Genomic DNA, 18,162 nt, shown 5'->3' on the forward strand with positions numbered 1-18,162 from the left:
ACAACAATTTAGGTGGGGTTATACGCCACCTAAATTGTTGTTTTTTAGCAAATATATTAAAATTAAATTTACAAAAGTTAAGGAAAAAAGTGTTGCAAAAATATCTAAATTGTTTATAGTTATTGTGTTGAACTAAAGCAGTTCAAATTTCAATTAATCTCTTTTAAATAGATAGAATCTATGGCTACGATAAAAATATCTGAATTGCAGCCAGAAAGCCAATTCGAGAAACTTTCTGATGCCGATTTACAGGCAATCAATGGAGGCGGTAATGATTTCCAATTTGTTATAACTGGATCTAGTGCTGTCACAGGTGTTAATGCGAGCCCGACAGGAAGGATTCAAAACGGTACTAACTCATTTTTTACCTTAAATGCAGGGGCCGGATCACCATTTGTCAATGCTTCTCTGACGACTAATGGTTTCTCACAGTCTTTCCCTTCTTAAAAATCATCAGGGGAAATTTTAGAGAGATAGGAAATAAGATACGTCAACGTACTACCAAGAAAACTCAAAGAGGAAATTATGGCTAATATCAAAATTGCTGAATTACAATCTAGCTTGCTTGAAGAAGTATCAGCTACAGATTTAGAGGCTGTTCATGGAGGTGCTGGTATTCAAGCTACTGGATCAACTTCATCAACCGCCTTAGGTTTTTCTAATGGTGGATCAACGGCTGTCGCTACAGAGAGTACTAGTCAACTTAATGGTACATTAGGTAATTTCTCCGTATTCTTTGGATCAAGAACCCAGGGATTTACTTTTCCCTCTTAGGCAACTTAATGCTTTAGGCATTACCTAAAGCTACATATTTAGGGCTGGAGTTAAACTTTGACTCTAGCCCTTCATTTTTTAACGTCGTGTTTGTAATGTCGTTAATAGCGCAATGCACATATATGTCCATTTCAGTCAAGGCTTTGAAATTTTATTTAGATGTGTTTGCCTTAGCCTGACTCATATCTTGTACAATTTCACCCTGACCTAAAAAAGTAAGTTTTTAGAGGTTGTTTGAAAAGTGTTTGGGTGTGATTTTAAGTACTTCTAGATCCCCCCTAGCCCCCCTTAAAAAGGGGGGAACCAGAATCAAAGTCCCCCTTTTTAAGGGGGATTTAGGGGGATCAATCTATAACGTTTTGCTACAGGCAAGAGGACTTTTCAAACACCCTTTTAGACCGAAAAACTCAGAATTTAAGGTTAAATCAATGGTATTTAATCTATTTTTTGATGCTAATTTAAACATTTAAATAAATTTCCTACAGAGTTATTTAAAAATTTAAAATTTAAAATTAAAACTAATTATTTCTTTACAATGTTTTAAATAGAGTGATGATAAAGTATAAAACATTGCTTTCTTTAAAAAGCAATCATTAGCTCATACCTAATTTCTTAAAAGCTTCAGTTGATTAACTGAACCTAATAAGAATATATAGAAGTTAACTGTGTAATCTAAGAGGATGTTTGAAAAGTCATGATTGATGTATCAAATATTTTTTACCCCTCCCTAACCCTCCCCGTATGTATTGGGGAGGGAACCAGATTTTTCTTGTTTCCCCCCTTTATAAGGGGGGATTAAGGGGGGTAATAATGTAATTAAACATTACAGCCAACTATTTTTCAAACATCCTCTAAGTTTTCGTTCTCTAAAAATACTAGGAATTAAATTATGGGGGCTATCTTATATCCACTCTATACGGTAGCTAATTTGGTCTTAGCTACATGGAGCATAAGTTTATGGCAACACTCACACCATGCCAACATATTGTTGCTGCTGTTAGTGGTAGCTGGAATGACCTATGACAATCTCATTGTTTCGCTGGGTCGTTTGATTAATGAAGGTAGTTTCTTAAAATTACTTAATCGTCTGCGCTTCTTATTACATGATTTATTGATTCCATTGTTAGTGGTAGTGGCTGTGAAACTAGCCAGTGCTGCTGGTGTATTCTGGGCAAGTAAACCGATTTTGTTCTCTGGTTGCTGGACGATTACATTTGGTTTGATTGGATTGGGATTGGTGACTAATCTTAAACACTTGGAACTAGCACCAATAAATGTTGCTGGCAGTCTGCGATATAAACCGAAAAACAGTAAACCGCCAATTCCGACAATTTTCATCGCTTTATTAGTTGGTGTGGCAGGATTCTACATTTGGCGTGAAATCCAATGGCCTTGGATGTTTGTGGGAACAGTGGTAATGTTATTTGGTAATGCTTTACCTACAAAGATTTTTGGCTCTTTAGTGGGTTCGGCAGTTGATTTTGTGTTTATCTTAGCTCTATTGACAACACATATTGTATTGTCTTAGTTAGAGATAATTTCGCGCCTATCTATATATAGAGTAGAAACTTTCGTTTAAGGCTTGCTGCAAGATGGGAATCCAATCCATAAATTAGTAATCAAGGGTAATAGCATGGCTCAGACTGTCTCTAAATACACAGAAAGTCTTCCTGCTCCAGTAGAACCAACAAAGCAGCACCGCACCAAAACGGTTCCTTTGATGTTGGCAATGGTGACGATCGCAGGTATTGGTTATTTATTTTGGAGCTTACAGCCGCAACCGAGAGCAGACATAGTCAAGGTAAGTGGACGCATTGAAGGTTATGAAACTGAAATTGGCGTCAAGCATTCGGGACGAATTGAGTCGATTGCAGTACGCGAAGGGGCTGCTGTTAAAAAGGGTCAGAAGTTAATTAAATTAGATAACAGTAACGACCAACTGCTGCAAGGACAACTGCAATCTGCAAACGCACAGGTTGCGTCTGCTCTATCCGACGAACAACAGGCTCGTTCAGATGTAGAGCGGGTACAGGGTGAGATAGAAGAAGTCAACAGCCAAATCCTTGAAGGACAACTTAATTTACAGCAGTCGCGAGGTGATACGGTAGGTCAAGTTAATCAAGCACGAGCTAACACTGCGGCAGCTAAGGCGCAAGTGGTGCAAGCCCAGGCAGTACTCAAACAGGCAGCAGCAGAAGTTAAGCTAGCTAAAATAAATCGCGATCGCTATGTTAAATTGCTGAATGATGGAGCAGTTACCCAACAGCAATCTGACCAAACACAAACTACCTTCGACACTGCGATCGCAACTTTACAGGCACGACAGGCAGCAGTCAATGCAGCTTCTGAGCAATTAAGTGCTACCCAAGCGGCGCTTACCCAAGCCCAATCAACCGGTTTCAACCCCGGTATTAGGAACGCCCAGTTAGAAGCCTTAAAAAGAAAGCGCGCTCAAACATCTGCTCAAATGAAATCTGCTTGGGCGCAAGTGAAATCCGCTCAGGCAAAAGTCAAAGTTGCGTTGGCATCAAAACAACAACTCATTACCCAAATTCAAGATTCCAATAAAGACCTAAATGTTGTCAGTCCTCTAAACGGTGTTGTAACTGCCCGCAGTGTCGAACCAGGTGCAGTGGTGGATAGTCAAACAAACATTCTGACGGTGATCGACCCCTATACGATTTATTTGAGAGGTTTTATCCCGGAAGGGGATATTGGCAAAGTGCGCCAAGGACAGGTAGCGAAAATCTTCTTAGATTCTGCGCCTAATAAACCCCTAAAAGGTAAAGTAATTGCCATTGATGCCCAAGCCTCGTTTACACCTGAGAATATCTATTTTCAGAAGGATCGGGTCAGGCAAGTTGTCGGTATTCGCATAAGTGTTGCAAATTCTGCCAGCTGCTTTAACCCCAAACAACCCTACACTGGTGCAGATTTACCCTGTGCCAAGATTGGGATGCCAGCTGATGCAGAAATTCTATTGAAGGGTGCAGAGTAATAGGCAATGGATCGCAAAGTCACAAGTGGTACTCAAATTTTACCCCAAGCCCCAATTCTTTCAACTCAAAGCATCTACATTCGAGGCTTGCACAAGCACTATGGTCGTTTAGCCGCAGTGCGGGGGATCGATTTGACAGTGCAGCAGGGTGAGATGTTTGGGCTGATTGGCCCTGATGGTGCAGGGAAAACCACAACCTTTCATATTTTAGGTGGCGTGATGGAACCCACCGCCGGAGAAGTGCAGATATTTGGTCAGCTTGCACGGGATGCTCGCTCAATAACGGGGTATTTAACGCAGCAGTTTTCTCTGTACTTGGATCTCAACATTAATGAAAATTTACGTTATGCCGCAGGCTTGCGACAAGTACCAGATAATTTGTTTTGGACGCGTCGCGATCGCTTGCTACGCTTGATGAACTTAGAGCAGTTTGCCGACAGGCAGGCTGGACAACTCTCAGGCGGTATGAAACAAAAATTAGCACTTTGCTGTGTTTTAATTTCACAGCCCCAAGTCTTGTTACTGGATGAACCGACCACAGGTGTTGACCCGGTTTCACGACGAGAGTTTTGGGATGTGCTAGCGCAACTATCAGCAGGAGGTATGACCATTGTCGTTGCTACACCTTACTTAGATGAAGCAGAACGCTGCGATCGTGTAGCTTTGATGTATGAAGGTCAAATTCAAAAAATTGGTACTCCTGCTGCTTTACGCTCCAGTTTAGCCTTACATCGCCTAGAAGTTCATACCTCAAATCTGCAATTAAGCGAGCAAGTATTATTACAGACAGCACAAGCAAATATTGTAGATGTGCAAACATTTGGCGATCGCCTTGATGTTCTTGTCAAGGATATAACTTTAGGTCGTACACAGGTACACGATCTGCTGCAACAGCAAGAATTATCATCCTTTAGTATTGAGTCTAGTAGCCCTACATTAGAAAACGTCTTTGTTACCCATTTACGGCAACAGGGGTTAGCAACGCAATTTTTTCCATTTCCGAGAGCTAAGGCAACAAACCAGCAATGGAAATTGGAAAACTACAGGTTAACCGTCGCAGGCGATAGAGAAATTAACCCTAGTTCCTCATCCATTGCCATATACGCTCACAACCTCAACCGCTTTTTTGGCAATTTTCAAGCAGTCAAAAGTGTCAACCTTGAGGTACGCTACGGCGAAATCTTCGGACTCTTAGGTGCCAATGGATCTGGGAAAACCACCACAATTAAAATGTTGTGTGGATTGCTTAAAGCCAGTGGTGGTGTCATTTCTCTTGGGGGGGAAACAAGCAACCTCCGTAGTACTCAATTGCGGCGGCGTATTGGCTACATGAGCCAGAAATTCACCCTTTACGATGACCTAACGATTTTGGAAAATCTGGAGTTTTATTGTGGTGTTTATGGTGTACCTCGCAAGCTACGCCAGGAGAAAATTGATTGGGTGATTGCCATCTGTGGGTTAAAAGGGCAGGAAAATATGCTTACCGGACAGCTACCGGGTGGCTGGAAGCAGCGAGTTGCTTTTGGTGCTTCGGTAATGCACGAACCAGATATTCTATTCCTTGATGAGCCAACATCAGGGGTCGATCCGCTTGCACGCCGTCAGTTTTGGAAGTTGATTAATGACTTTGCCCGCAACGGCACAGCTATTTTAGTAACCACACACTACCTTGAAGAGGCAGAACAGTGTAACCGCATGAGTTTTATGGTTGCGGGAGAAACCGTCATCTCTGGTTCTTCCAGTTCGATTAAAGCCAGCCAACCAGGAAAACTTATGGAGGTTATCGTCAACCAAAACCAAGCTGCTGCCGATTTACTCAAACAACACCTCGATCCTTGGCGTGTCTCCATCTTTGCTGATAGTTTACACATTGTCCTTGACGACCCCGATCGAGAACTTCCTCGACTACTAAAACTTATAGAATCTGCTAAAATCACCATTTCCCGCGTCCGCCCCATTTCTTTTTCTCTAGAAGACGCTTTCATCGGTATAGTACAGCGATCGCAAAACTAGAATTTTTTGATATTTTTTATATTTATGAAACGGATTTTTGCTCAGTTTACCAAAGAACTAGTACAGTTTCAGCGCGATCGCCTGACATTAGGGTTGGCATTTATACTGCCATTTATGACGTTACTCATTTTTGGGTTTGCAATCCGGTTAGAAAGTAAAAATATTCCCTTAATCGTGCAAGATTTTAACCGCACAAACATTAGCAATAGCTATATTGAGCGACTATACGCCACCAATCAGTTTATGCCCACCCAATGGTCGGGAAACGACCCAGTGCGGGATGCGATCGACCGTGGCATTGCCAAGGCAGCAGTCATTATCCCTCCTCAATTCAGCCGAGATGTGCAAGCTGGTAGAAATACTACGGTGCAAGTGCTGATTGATGCTACAGATGTCAATAATGCTCGTGTCATAAAAAACAGCATTCAGAGAGTGACGAATTTTTTTATGCAGGAGCAAGGACTGATAACATTTAATAACAGCGTCACACCTCGAATTCGTTTATGGTTTAACCCCGGTCGGTTAGAGTCTCTGTATATTGTACCGGGAGTCTACGCCGTCGTTTTATGGATTTTTCCGTCTTTACTGACAGCGATCTCAATGGTGAGAGAAAAAGAGAAAGGCACCATCTTACAACTTTACGCTTCTAGTATCAGTGCAACTGAACTGTTACTTGGTAAAGGACTGGCTTACCTGCTGATAGCTATCCTTCAAGCATTCATAGTCATGGGTCTAGGTTCGCTAATTTTCCAGGTTAGCTTAGTAGGCAATTCTATCACCTTGTTAATAGGAACTCTCCTTTTTCTCACAGACAGTGTTTTGTTTGGTTTGCTATTTGGGGTACGAAGCAGTAACCAAAATGCCGCTGTACAAAGTGTCTCTGTGATTGGTTTTGTTACCTCTCTATTACTGTCTGGTTTTATTTATCCTATTAGCAACATTCCCTTTCCCCTGTCACTTATGCCTAATATAGTTCCCGCCCGCTATTTTATAGATATCACTCGTGATGCATTTGTCAGGGGTACTGGATGGACAGGTGTTTGGTTTGATCTAGTCGTACTAATGGTTTTTGGATTGGTGTTTTTTGATATAACGCGTCGTGCTTTAGGTAGGATGCAATTACCTTATTAAATTGGTAAGAATTCAGGAGTCAGGAGCCAGAATAATTGTAAAATCAAGCGTGTAATAACTTCTTGATTTTATTAAAATTATTAAGTTTTGGTATCAAGGTCTTCTTAATTCTGACTTCTGGATTCTGAATTCTTACAAAAAGGCAGGAGGAAGGAGGTTATGAGTATCAATTAAAACTAAAGTTGCAGGGTTTAAAGCCCAGTTTAAAGAAAGAATTATACCCAGACGCGCTGACGCATTGTATAAAGCGTCCAAGATCAATCCCACTATGAGTAAGGGTGGGTTCCTCCTGCCTCCTGCCTCCTGCCTCCTGCCTCCTGCCTCCTGCCTCCTGCCTTCGACCTCCTGCCTCCTGAATTCAATTGTATTATTCTTAACTGTTGCAGCTACTAACCAATATGTTTTTATCACGACTATTTAATAGTTCGTTTTGGGCATTACTTCGCAAAGAAATCAATCAAATTTTGCGAGATAAGCAGTTAATTATTCTGCTGATTATACCACCAACGATGCAATTATTACTTTATGGATTTGCACTTAATCCCGATGTACATAATTTGAAATTGGGTGTTATTGATTATGCAAATGTAGGTGCTAGTCGGGAACTTGTTCAGGCAATGACCTCTAATAGCATTTTTACCATCGAATCTGTACCAACAACTGAGAAAGATTTGAGCCGTCAAGTAGAAGAAGGCAAACTCAATCTAGGGGTGATTATTCCACCAGAATTCCCTAGAAAGCTGGCAACAAAAGAAGCTGAGATTCAAGTATTCATTGATGGAGTAGATGCAAACGCCGCAGGTATTGCCAGTGGCTACATGACTCAGATTATTCAAAATTATAATCGTAACTTTGGGCAAAACCAGTTGAATTTTCCGGTATCGCTCCAAGTGGTATTTTTGTATAATCCAGGACTAATAAGTAGCTGGTATTTCGTGCCGGGAGTCATGGGTTTAGTGTTAACGCTTGTTGGAACACTAGTTTCATCAGTCGCTGTTGTGCGAGAGAAAGATAGCGGAACTTTGGAGCAATTACTTATGACACCAGCCGCAAACTGGGAAATTTTGGCAAGCAAAATTTTGCCTTTAGCGTTTTTGCTCATGGGAGATATTCTGCTAGCTTTGACTTTAGGACAATTGGTCTTTGGTTTACCGTTGCGGGGAAATTTTCTCCTATTTTTTGGGTTGTCAATTATCTATCTGCTGGTTGGGATCAGTATAGGTATTATGTTGGCGATGTTTTCCAGCTCGCAACAACAGGTGGTATTGATGTCATTTTTCGTCAATATGCCGATATTGCAGACTTCTGGGGTACTTGCCCCGATCGAAGCCATGCCCCCCTTGTTTCAAGTCCTATCTCTACTGAATCCCTTACGTCATTACATTGCCATTATTCGAGGGATTTTACTTAAAGGGGTTGGTTTTGATGTGTTATGGATGCATATTCTGGCATTGCTTAGTATTGCTGTTGTGTTATTAACTATTAGTCTGAGCAAGTTTCGCAATCAATTAAGTTAGAAGATGTCTGATACTAAGTCTTTATGGGGTCTAAGCAGGATAAGTGCTGCGTGAAAACAAAACAATTATTTTCAATGATGGCTAAAATTTAAACTGAACTCCACGGTGCAAATGTACTAAACAACCCTTAAATTATTGCTACGTAATCAATATGAATATTCGTTGTGAAACTCTGCCAGACTACACAGCAATAGCTGAGGTGAATACATTAGCCTTTGGGCAAGAAAACGAGGCTAAACTTGTGGAGAAAATTCGCCATTCTGACCATTATATTTCAGATTTGTCTCTAGTTGCAGAGGTTGAAAATGTTGTAGTTGGTCATATTTTATTCAGCTACATTGACCTAGTGGGTGAAGGAACACTCCAAGTACTTGGTTTAGCGCCTTTGGCAGTTAGTCCACAGTTTCAAAGACAAGGAATTGGTAGCGCATTAATAAAAGCAGGGTTAGAAATAGCAGAGGCAAAGGAAGAAACCATAGTAATTGTACTAGGTCATCCCCACTTCTATACTCGCTTTGGTTTTCAGCCTTCTGTTGTTTATGAAATCGAGTCTCCTTTTCCAGTACCAGAGGAATTTTTCATGGTGAAACCACTGCAAAACTATCAAAAGCAGTATAAAGGCAAGGTTGTTTATCCAGCTGCTTTTGATGAAGTATAATATTATCCCCACGTGAAGTTTGGTTAAAGCAAGAGACGCGATAAATCGCCGTCAAGACGAAAGACCATTGTAGAGACGGCGATTTATCGCGTCTTTGTGATGGATTTATCGCGTCTTTCTGATGGATCTATCGCGCCTTTGTGTAATAAATTAGATTTTTCAAACAGCCTCTGAGTTAAGAGCGTTTAAAATTACTGGTGCTGAAATTACACCCTTTGCCTCTAACGCAGCTGCAACCCGTAAAATTAAGGCTTCCTTATATGGTGCTGCAATCAATTGCACACCTAAAGGTAATGCATTTTGGCACTGAATTGGTACTGATAAAACGGGTAAACCAATAAAAGATAATGGTTGAGTAAATAGCCCTAAATGAGGACGGACAAGAATTTCCTCGTCATCCAAAATCATAGTTTGTTGACCAATTAATGGTGCAGAAATTGGTGTAGTTGGGGCAAGAATGACATCGACATTTTGAAAGACTTCCCGAACGCGATCGCGATACCATCTTCTAAACCGTTGTGCTTGGAGATACCAACTACTAGGAATTAGTGCCCCAGCTAAAAAGCGATCGCGTGTAGCAAAATCAAAATCTTCAGGATGCAATCGCAACTTATCCAAATGCAGATTTGCACCCTCGCTAGCTGTAATCACAAAGGCTGCTGCACGGGCGCGGTCTGCTTCTGGTATGATTACGTATTCATTAACTTCTATTGCATCAGCTACTTTTTGCACTGCTGCTAAAGCTGCCGGTTCTGCACCTTTGGTAAAATAATCAGCTGCGATCGCAATTCTAATATCAGAAATATCTTGTTTGAGTTGTGGTAAACATAATTCAGGTGGACGCTTTGTACAAATGGGATCGCGATCGTCTTCTCCCTGAAGCACATCAAACACCATCGCGATATCCTGCACCGAACGCCCAAAAGGGCCAATGTGGTCAAAACTGCTAGAAAATAAAGCTACCCCAGCACGAGATAACCTTCCATAAGTCGGCTTGAAACCAAAAACGCCACACAACGCCGCCGGAACGCGAATTGAACCATTAGTATCAGAACCCAGCGTCAGCGGTACTAACCCAGCCGCAACCGCCGCCGCCGAACCACCCGATGAACCACCAGCAACTCGCTGTAAATCATGGGGGTTGTAAGTAGCACCGTAATGGGAATTTTCTGTTACAAACCCATAAGCATACTCATCCATATTCAAAGCACCAAGCAAAACAGCACCCGCTTGTTTTAGCTTCGCTACTGCGGTTGCATCTTGAGTAGCTTCTGGGTTTACTGCATTGATTTTCGATCCCGCCAGAGTCGTAAAACCAGCGATATCAAAGAGATTTTTCACCGCAAAAGGCACACCAGCAAGCACTCCAGGATGATTACCTTGAGCAATTTCCCTGTCAATGAGTGCTGCATCTGTTAAAGCTGTCTCAGCAGTTATAGTCGTAAAACAGTTGAATAGATGATTTCGCGTTGCTATTCGTGCTAACGCAGCTTTCGTAACTTCCACTGCGCTAACTTTACCTTCGCGTACAGCAGTTGATATTGTTATGGCATCGGCTGAATCAAAATTCATGCTGAAATATTATAAAGATAGCGCGTTCAGCTTTTTGAGTAATAGCAGTCAGCAATAGTTTTTGCTTCACTAAAACATCAAGATAGCTATTCTTGAAGCAATTATGGTTCAAAAACTGGTGCAACTTCAATTTCCTCTGGTAAAGGGAAAGAATTTACCAGATTAGCGATCGCCATAATTCTCTCAAAATTTGCCACCACACCATCACGATACTCATCTCCGATCTCTAAATCCAACAACAACCCCATCAGATCGACATACTCACCCACATCAAACTCTTCTCTTCTCATCTCTCTTCCTTTGCGGTAGCCTGCGGAAGCCAAAGCCTCTACGTTATCTTAAACTTATAACTTCTTACGACAACAGCGATACCCAGGTAGTGACAGTATTTTTTGAAAGATGAAAATCACTCTAAAGTCAGAGATATATTCTGTGCTGTGGTAGAGGATTTTTTGATTCTACTTCAGTAACTTAGTAGGTAAACAAATTTTCATGCTGTTTACCCCAGCTTAGTCCCTTTAAATTACCGATAAACGATAAAAACATGGACAATAAAAATAAAGCTGAGAGTAATAAAAATAATTTAAGTCGAGATATAAAAGTGGATGAAACTAATATAAACTCATTATCTAATGAACCTCAAAAGTCAACTAAAACAATTAATATAGATGGTCAGCGTCCAGTTGATCCAAGCAACATTGAGATTAAGGAAACAATTGATATAGATGGTCATCGCCCAATTACAAAAGATAAAAATCATAGCGATCAAACAATTGATATAGACGGTCAACGCCCGATCGATAAGAGTAATTTTGAAGAACATGAGATGCTAACTGTAGACGGTAAGCGTCCAATTGACCCTAGTGATTTAGAGGTTGAGGAAATTCTAGACATAGATGGTCAACGTCCGATCGCCAAGAGTAACTTTAAAGTTCAGGATACCCTAGAGATAGATGGTAGTCGCCCAATAGCTTCAAATAACACTGCTGATTCGCAAATACCAACAGATTATGTAGACTAAGGTGATTTCCGACAAAGAAAATACCTGTGTTGGCGAGTTTCGACTCCCTTCCCTACGGGACGCTACGCGTACCTTGCTTCCACGAAGTGGTACGGCTTTGCTACATCGACTCGGCTCGGCACAAGTCAGGGCAAGTCGCTCAACTTTCGTATCAGTTGGTTGAGCGTACCCCTGCGGGGAAGCAAGCTACGCGTAGCGTCTCGCAGAGAAGTCGAAACCAACGGCATCGGTATATTTATTCTTGTAAATCACCTAAAATCACAACCTTTCTTGACACTGTAAAGTGGTGAAGATAAAACAACAAGACTCAGTATAGCGGTTCTCGGCCCTTGTGAGGTACAAGAACCCCACCCCCAACCCCCTCCCCGCAAGCGAAGAGGGGGCTAAGATGTACCTCATGTTGATTAGGAAACGCTATAACAGTAATCTACGTTGTTAGCATAGAGCAACGCTAAAGTTTAAATGTGAGTCTTGAATCGCAGATGTTATAGCATCGCCATAATTAATTATTTATTATTTCTGCTTGCCGTAATGGTTTTGGGTCTGACTATAACAATAAATCCAATCAAAGTAAAAACTAACATCTGCCAAGTCACCAAATTCCAGCCACCAAGATGCCAGCATAATAGACCAATGCTAGTACCTACAGCACCACCAATAAAATAGGTAGTCATGTAAACTGTGTTGATGCGACTATTCGATTGAGCATCAAGAGTGTATATCCTGGCGACATTGGTGACTTGAATTGCCTGTACGCCTACATCTAGTAACAATACAGCAACAGCGATCGCCAGGGCTGAATTAGAAGCAATTTTAGCAATTACTAAACTTGCAATCACCAGAGATACAGAAATAGTTAAGGAACGCTGGGAATTACCTCGATCGGCTAATTTACCAAAAATTGGTGCCATTAATGCACCTGCGATCGCCACAAAGCCATACATCCCAATTGTGTCAGATTGAAAATTAAAAGGCGCTCCGCTTAAATGGAAAGTCAACGTTGTCCAAAATGAGCAAAAGACACCAAACATTAATCCTCCAATTAAAGATGCTTCTCTCAATAAGGAAAAACGTTTTAATTGTTGAAGCGTTGATTTTAATAAATCAAAATAATCACCGCTATATTCATTATTTACATTAGGCAAGTAAATCTTGAGCAAGACAGTAACAATTAAAATCATTACTCCTGAAAATCCATATACATAACGCCAACCAAAGGATTCAGCAATATATCCACTAAAAACTCTTGCTCCTAAAATGCCAATCAGTATACCAGTAAAAATACTGCCTACAGTTTGCCCTGTAGTTACTCTATCTATACTTGCTGCTAAGGGAAGAATAACCTGAGCGGAGACTGTTGAAATTCCAATTGCTACGCTCAAGATCCAAACCTGGACGATATTTTGTGAAAAGGTCATGGCTATCAACAAACAAAACAAACATAGAAGTAAGGAAAGAATTAATGTTTTTTTGTTGATTTTATCGCCCAAGGGGATTAAAAAGAAAAGCCCAAAACCGTAACCAACTTGCGAAAGCACAGATATGCTACCCGCTTCACCTTCACTAACTTGAAAAGAAGATGCAATATCTTTGAGAATTGGCTGATTATAATAAACGTTAGCAACACACACCCCAGATGCGATCGCCATAATCAGTACCTGAAATTTAGTTAATCCGTTACCTGAGATTTGTTTTTCCATTCAACCTAAGTCACTATAATTTAGTTGCTTGAGGACTTCTCTCTTTAGCTTCATCTGTATTTATCAAAACAGAATTCAGGAGTCAGGTGGTCGCCGAGCCTGTCCTGAGCGTAGCCGTTGGCGCAGCGTCTCCCGCAGGAGAGGTGAGCCAGAATTCAGAATGAATTTTGAACGAAAGAGTGGATAGCGTAGCGTTCGCGTTCGCGCAGCGTCTTGTAGAGAGGACCGAGCGTCGCGTCTTGATTCTGACCGGAGGCGGAGCGTCTCCGGCTCCGCTCCTGAATTCTGATATCATGTCCGCTTGATTACTTAACTAAACACCCAAGAACCCCACCCCGCCAAAGCTATGCTTTGTCTCCCTGCCCCTAATCCCCAGAGGGGGCCCCGAGTTCCCCGCCGGCGGGGAGGGGGTGGGGGTNAAAGACACTCAAATCCCGATGTTGATTGGAATTTTTGCTTATTGGTGTGTTGGTTTATTCACTGGTTATACATTTGGGATCTCGTTGGGGTCTGGAGCTATTGGTCTTTGGTGGGGTGCAATGACTATGGGAATCACAACTAATTACCCGGACTTGATATGACTCCTGAATTCTGACTCCTGACTTCTTCTTCAATAGTTATTAGTTTTCCTGGTGCTAAACCGCCAAGTTAGAATTATTGCAGCGATCGCTAAACCAATAGCCAATCCCCACCAAAGACCAATAGCTCCAGACCCCAACGAGATCCCAAATGTATAACCAGTGAATAAACCAACACACCAATAAGCAAAAATTCCAATCAACATCGGGATTTGAGTGTCTTTGAGTCCGCGTAATGCTCCTGCGGCAGTAACTTGCACACCGTCAACTATTTGAAAAATTGCCGCGACTGCTAGCAATTTTACCGCGAGGGCAACCACATCTGCATTGTTCTGATTGTTGATGTCAATATAAAGAGAAATAATTGACTTTGGTACTAGCCAAAATGCAATGCCTACTACACCCATAGCTAAAGCTGCAATGGCAATGCCTACATATCCAGCTAGACGAGTGCCAACTAGGTCATTCTGTCCGGCTAACTGTCCAACACGAATTGTTGTCGCTAAAGAAATGCCTAGTGCCATCTGGAATGATATCGAAATTGTTTGTAAAGCAATTTGATGGGCAGCGAGGGCATTTGTTCCCAATTGTCCAATCAACAAAGTGACAACAGTGAACAGTCCGGCTTCGACCGTAATCAGACCCCCGATGGGCAATCCAACCTGAAAAATCTCGCCAACGATCCGGCGATGCTCTAGAGGAAAAGCTTCGTGAGAGGTAGATCGAAAAATACCGTAAACTGCAAAGCGAGGCTGATTATATATATAAACTGCCAAAGCCACAAACATACTCCAAAGTGAAAGCGTGCTTGCCCAACCGATACCAGCTAAACCCATCGCGGGGAATCCCAGTTTGCCAAACATCAGCACATAGTTAGCTGTGATGTTCAACAAAGTACCCAAAACCACAGTCACTATCACTAATTGCGGTTGCAACAGAGCAGAAAGAAAGCTTTTAAGTACTGCAAAGCCCAAACCAGGAATAAAGCCCAGTGCGATCGCTCTTAAATAAATCTCTGCTAGTGCTACTGTCTTAGCATCCTGTCCTAGTAAAAGTAGTAAAGCACCTCCATTGTAAAGCAGCAATGTAATTGGTATTCCTAGCAGCAGAGATATCCCTAATCCAAGCCGGACAATTGTGCCAACTTTTTCTCTATTTCCGGCTCCGTATGCTTGGGCAGCTAAGGGACTGACAGCAGAAACGATACCAGCAAAAATCAACAGACAAAAAGTAAAGATAGCAGTTCCCAAACCTCCAGATGCAATGGTTTGACTTCCCAACCAGCCCATCATTACCGTATCGACAAAACCAGTTGCAGATTGAGCCAGTTGTGCCGCTGCCAAAGGTACGGCTAACATAAGACATTTTTTAACTTCAGAAAACATATACAGCTGATAACCCGATGTGAAGAACAAAGGGTTTTTCCAAAATCTAAACCCATGTTCAGGAGATATTGCTCCTGAGAACTTGAATCTATTTTAATGGAGTCAGAGGACTCTCGTCATAGTGGTTAGTGCAGCGTTCCGCAGGAAAGACTTAACAGCAGATGAATTGCAACCAGGTAAAACTAACACGACACCTATCTTTTGTGGGATAAAGTTTTAGAATATTCGGTGTGGGCGATCGTTTATCCCCCGAAGCAACCTTCAAGCAGATTATCCACATTGCGATCGCCAATAAAGCTGAAAATCCCCATGCCAGCTTTGAGTGTCACAAATAATTTCAATGTTTTGGCAATCATCTTGAAGCTACGTTAAAGTAAACAGTTGCAGTTAAGAATGGATTTATATGCGCCTACCAATTGCAATTAGTGCTGTTTTAGTGGCATCTTTAGGTTTTAGTGCACCTGTAATATCTCAACCTCCTCCTATACAGGTAGCCAAAACGCCTGCGCCTAGTAGTTTAGCCTTAGAACAATTTAAGATTAATTACCGATTATGGAAACGGCAAAGAATCTCTAACTATCGCTATGAATTCATGAGAAGTTGCTATTGTTTACCTAAAGCCACAGAACCAGTGATTATTAAAGTACGTAATCGAGTCACAAGTTCTATTACTTATAAAGCAACTCAAAAACCAGCTGATGCAGAATTGTTTAAACAATATAATACAATTCCTAAACTCTTTGATATCATTAGGGATGCGCTGATTCGTAAAGCAGCAAACTTGACTGTACAATACGATCCAATACTTGGTTATCCAACTCAAATTAACATTAATTATAATAGCCAGATCGCTGATGATGAAATATTTTTTACAATTAGCAATCTGCAAAAAACTAATTAACTATGGCTTCTTGAACACATTATAAAAGAAGCCGAACGGCGTGCTTACGATCGCTTGTATTTGGAAACAGGGGCAATTCCAGAGTTCGCCCCAGAACGAGCTTTGTATACAGGGTATGAGTTCGAGTACCGAGGCTCTTTTGCTGACTACATTGATGATCCGAACAGCGTATTTATGACGTTAGCTCTATAAAGGTTTAGGATGGCGAATACATTGTTGGGTTGAAGTATTTAAAGTCTTTCAATAACACCATCGCCACTCATCATTTTTGCGACTTCATCCATAATTTCTTTACTGCTATAGTCTGGCTTAGATGGATCTATTGGTTTTAACGGACGAAAAATAGCTAGCTGAGATTTTGGAGTCAGTATTTGTTGTAACTCGCTTTCACGTATACCAATTTTTTCTTCAAACATCAGTTCAGCACCATGTTCTAATTCATCATGAATCACATCGAGATGCCGTAAGCCTCTATAAGTAAAAGTTACGGTTTGATTTTTGGGATTGAGATATGTGCTGTTCTCTTGATAACCAAGTTCTTCGGCTTTCTCAAAAGCCTCTTCTGGTGAAGAAGCACGGACAAGAACAATATTTACATGAACAACATTATGTGGATTTCCCTCAACTTTACACTCGATTACCAATTCAGCGATATACCACTTTGCATTCTTTGGAATGTATGCCATTGCTTATAAAACTCAAAATTTTTACTAATAATGCTAAAGCAACTATAACAAGCGATTTGAAGAAGTCAGAAGGCAGAAGGCAGGAGGCAGAGGGCAGAAGGTTCACCTCAGTTAGGGATTCAAACCCCTCCTGAAAAGAAGCCACCAAATTTTTAATTTGGTGGGGGTCTTAAACCCCTGTTCCCTTTGGTCACGGCAGGAAACAGCGTTTCGACTACGCTCAACAACCGGGCAGTTTTCCTCCTGCCTCCTGCCTTCCTTGATAAAATCAGAGTCTTATAAATGTACTTTCAATTACATTTGCGTTCCTCAAGTTTGTGAATTTTGAACTATATAATTACTAAACTTAAGTATTAAATAAAATGATTACCAATAGTTTAGAAAAAGCAAAGACGTGAACCGTTTCAAAAAGCTATCCTCAATTGCGTTCCTGTTATTAGCCTTCATGTATCCACCTACTTTGGTTGAAGCCAAAGAGAACACTCTCAACAATGTTCTCAATGAACAGAGTATTGACGCACAAACAAAATTAGGTGGAGAGCAAAGTGAAGAGTTTTTGTTAGCTCACAGACGGAATCGACGACGTTATCATAGACGGCAACGAACTGGAAGATATTATTATCAACGCCAGAGGAATCGACACCATTATTATAGACGACGCTATCGCTCTATACGTTATCACGGACAACGATATCGTCATGGAGAATGGGAACTTGTGCGCGATCGTCATGGACGATTAATGTATGATTGGCAGCGTTAATAGTAAATTCACACTCAATTTTTCTAGACAATCTTTATGCGTAAATCCTAACGCAAACCCAAAGACTTTACCCAGTTTTGAATCATCTCACGGGTTGGCGGAATATCTGTGATATTAATAAACTCATGGTCAATTTTGTTCTATTAGATGCGATAAATCATCACAAAGATGCGATAAATCGCCGTCTCTACAAAAGACTAATTATTGTCGAGACGGCGATTCATCATGTCTCTTACTTTAACCGAACAGTATTGAGAGTTGGCTGATAGCCTATATACCTAGAACTTCACCCTTAAATCACAGAGGACAACTTGAACACAACAGTTTTGAAGCGAGAATAGTTCTCCAATAATTCTAAGTATAAAACATTATAAATAACTGTACCTCTACTGCACATATAGGAATCCGCTTTTATTCCCGAAATTATTTGCGTAGGGAGGGAACAGGGAACGGGGAACAGGGAAGAAG

18 protein-coding genes are annotated in these 18,162 nt (G+C 41.2%); 12 read left to right on the forward strand and 6 right to left on the reverse strand.

All coding sequences use genetic code 11. The features are described from left to right. Positions 1–180 precede the first annotated feature (180 nt). The 6 genes from CDG76_RS19195 (at position 181) to CDG76_RS19225 (ending at position 6,916) form a co-directional block, all read left to right on the forward strand. Entirely contained in the window at positions 181–447 is a 267-nt protein-coding gene (locus CDG76_RS19195) for a bacteriocin (protein WP_094350556.1), read from the forward strand. Between the two features lie 78 nt (positions 448–525). Then, the gene (locus CDG76_RS19200) at positions 526–774 is read left to right on the forward strand and encodes a hypothetical protein (protein ID WP_094350557.1); all 249 of its coding nucleotides are present in this window, start codon (positions 526–528) and stop codon (positions 772–774) included. A gap of 889 nt (positions 775–1,663) precedes the next feature. Next, positions 1,664–2,302, forward strand: a complete 639-nt coding sequence (locus CDG76_RS19210) for a hypothetical protein (protein ID WP_094350559.1) — start codon at positions 1,664–1,666, stop codon at positions 2,300–2,302. A gap of 105 nt (positions 2,303–2,407) precedes the next feature. After that, on the forward strand, positions 2,408–3,772 hold the full coding sequence (locus tag CDG76_RS19215; protein WP_094350560.1) for an HlyD family secretion protein: 1,365 nt from the start codon (positions 2,408–2,410) through the stop codon (positions 3,770–3,772). A gap of 6 nt (positions 3,773–3,778) precedes the next feature. After that, complete coding sequence (locus tag CDG76_RS19220; protein WP_094350561.1) at positions 3,779–5,785, forward strand: ATP-binding cassette domain-containing protein; 2,007 nt, start codon at positions 3,779–3,781, stop codon at positions 5,783–5,785. A 24-nt stretch (positions 5,786–5,809) separates the two neighbouring features. Beyond that, entirely contained in the window at positions 5,810–6,916 is a 1,107-nt protein-coding gene (locus tag CDG76_RS19225; protein ID WP_094350562.1) for an ABC transporter permease, read from the forward strand. Between the two features lie 132 nt (positions 6,917–7,048). On the opposite strand, the gene CDG76_RS36290 is transcribed toward CDG76_RS19225, so the two are convergent. Continuing rightward, positions 7,049–7,327 (reverse strand): hypothetical protein, encoded by a 279-nt coding sequence (locus tag CDG76_RS36290; RefSeq protein WP_143854122.1) that lies wholly within the window; start codon positions 7,325–7,327, stop codon positions 7,049–7,051. On the opposite strand from CDG76_RS36290, the gene CDG76_RS19230 reads away from it, so the two are divergent. Together CDG76_RS19230 and CDG76_RS19235 are read left to right on the forward strand one after the other, a co-directional pair. After that, complete coding sequence (locus tag CDG76_RS19230; protein WP_094350563.1) at positions 7,315–8,433, forward strand: ABC transporter permease; 1,119 nt, start codon at positions 7,315–7,317, stop codon at positions 8,431–8,433. The two genes, CDG76_RS36290 and CDG76_RS19230, sit on opposite strands and share 13 nt — an antisense overlap. Before the next feature lie 151 nt (positions 8,434–8,584). Continuing rightward, positions 8,585–9,091 carry a GNAT family N-acetyltransferase gene (locus tag CDG76_RS19235; RefSeq protein ID WP_094350564.1) on the forward strand — a complete coding sequence of 169 codons (507 nt, stop codon included), beginning with the start codon at positions 8,585–8,587 and terminating at the stop codon, positions 9,089–9,091. Positions 9,092–9,250: 159 nt separating this feature from the next. On the opposite strand, the gene CDG76_RS19240 is transcribed toward CDG76_RS19235, so the two are convergent. Together CDG76_RS19240 and CDG76_RS19245 are read right to left on the reverse strand one after the other, a co-directional pair. Continuing rightward, positions 9,251–10,663, reverse strand: a complete 1,413-nt coding sequence (locus CDG76_RS19240) for an AtzE family amidohydrolase (protein ID WP_094350565.1) — start codon at positions 10,661–10,663, stop codon at positions 9,251–9,253. 101 nt (positions 10,664–10,764) lie between these two features. After that, positions 10,765–10,953 carry a DUF4089 domain-containing protein gene (locus CDG76_RS19245; protein ID WP_094350566.1) on the reverse strand — a complete coding sequence of 63 codons (189 nt, stop codon included), beginning with the start codon at positions 10,951–10,953 and terminating at the stop codon, positions 10,765–10,767. Between the two features lie 254 nt (positions 10,954–11,207). On the opposite strand from CDG76_RS19245, the gene CDG76_RS19250 reads away from it, so the two are divergent. Then, positions 11,208–11,684: a hypothetical protein gene (locus CDG76_RS19250; protein WP_094350567.1), complete on the forward strand. Its 477-nt coding sequence runs from the start codon at positions 11,208–11,210 to the stop codon at positions 11,682–11,684. Between the two features lie 506 nt (positions 11,685–12,190). Here CDG76_RS19250 and CDG76_RS19255 read toward each other — a convergent pair. Beyond that, positions 12,191–13,384 (reverse strand): MFS transporter, encoded by a 1,194-nt coding sequence (locus CDG76_RS19255; protein WP_094350568.1) that lies wholly within the window; start codon positions 13,382–13,384, stop codon positions 12,191–12,193. A gap of 610 nt (positions 13,385–13,994) precedes the next feature. Beyond that, a complete protein-coding gene (locus tag CDG76_RS19260; protein ID WP_223265289.1) occupies positions 13,995–15,320 on the reverse strand; it encodes an MATE family efflux transporter in 1,326 nt (441 codons plus the stop codon). 430 nt (positions 15,321–15,750) lie between these two features. On the opposite strand from CDG76_RS19260, the gene CDG76_RS19265 reads away from it, so the two are divergent. Beyond that, positions 15,751–16,248, forward strand: coding sequence for a DUF6174 domain-containing protein (locus CDG76_RS19265; protein WP_094350570.1), 498 nt, complete (start codon positions 15,751–15,753; stop codon positions 16,246–16,248). Positions 16,249–16,478: 230 nt separating this feature from the next. Here the strand turns inward: CDG76_RS19265 and CDG76_RS19275 are convergent, their stop codons facing one another. Continuing rightward, on the reverse strand, positions 16,479–16,934 hold the full coding sequence (locus tag CDG76_RS19275; protein ID WP_094350571.1) for a DUF4288 domain-containing protein: 456 nt from the start codon (positions 16,932–16,934) through the stop codon (positions 16,479–16,481). A gap of 394 nt (positions 16,935–17,328) precedes the next feature. On the opposite strand from CDG76_RS19275, the gene CDG76_RS36295 reads away from it, so the two are divergent. Both CDG76_RS36295 and CDG76_RS37450 read left to right on the forward strand, forming a co-directional pair. After that, entirely contained in the window at positions 17,329–17,694 is a 366-nt protein-coding gene (locus CDG76_RS36295; protein WP_143854123.1) for a hypothetical protein, read from the forward strand. A gap of 125 nt (positions 17,695–17,819) precedes the next feature. Next, positions 17,820–17,960, forward strand: coding sequence for a hypothetical protein (locus tag CDG76_RS37450; protein WP_190240905.1), 141 nt, complete (start codon positions 17,820–17,822; stop codon positions 17,958–17,960). The last annotated feature ends 202 nt before the right edge of the window (positions 17,961–18,162 follow it).

Origin of the sequence: Nostoc sp. 'Peltigera membranacea cyanobiont' 210A (genome assembly GCF_002246015.1) — a bacterium.
In the GTDB taxonomy this organism is placed as follows: Bacteria; Cyanobacteriota; Cyanobacteriia; order Cyanobacteriales; family Nostocaceae; genus Nostoc.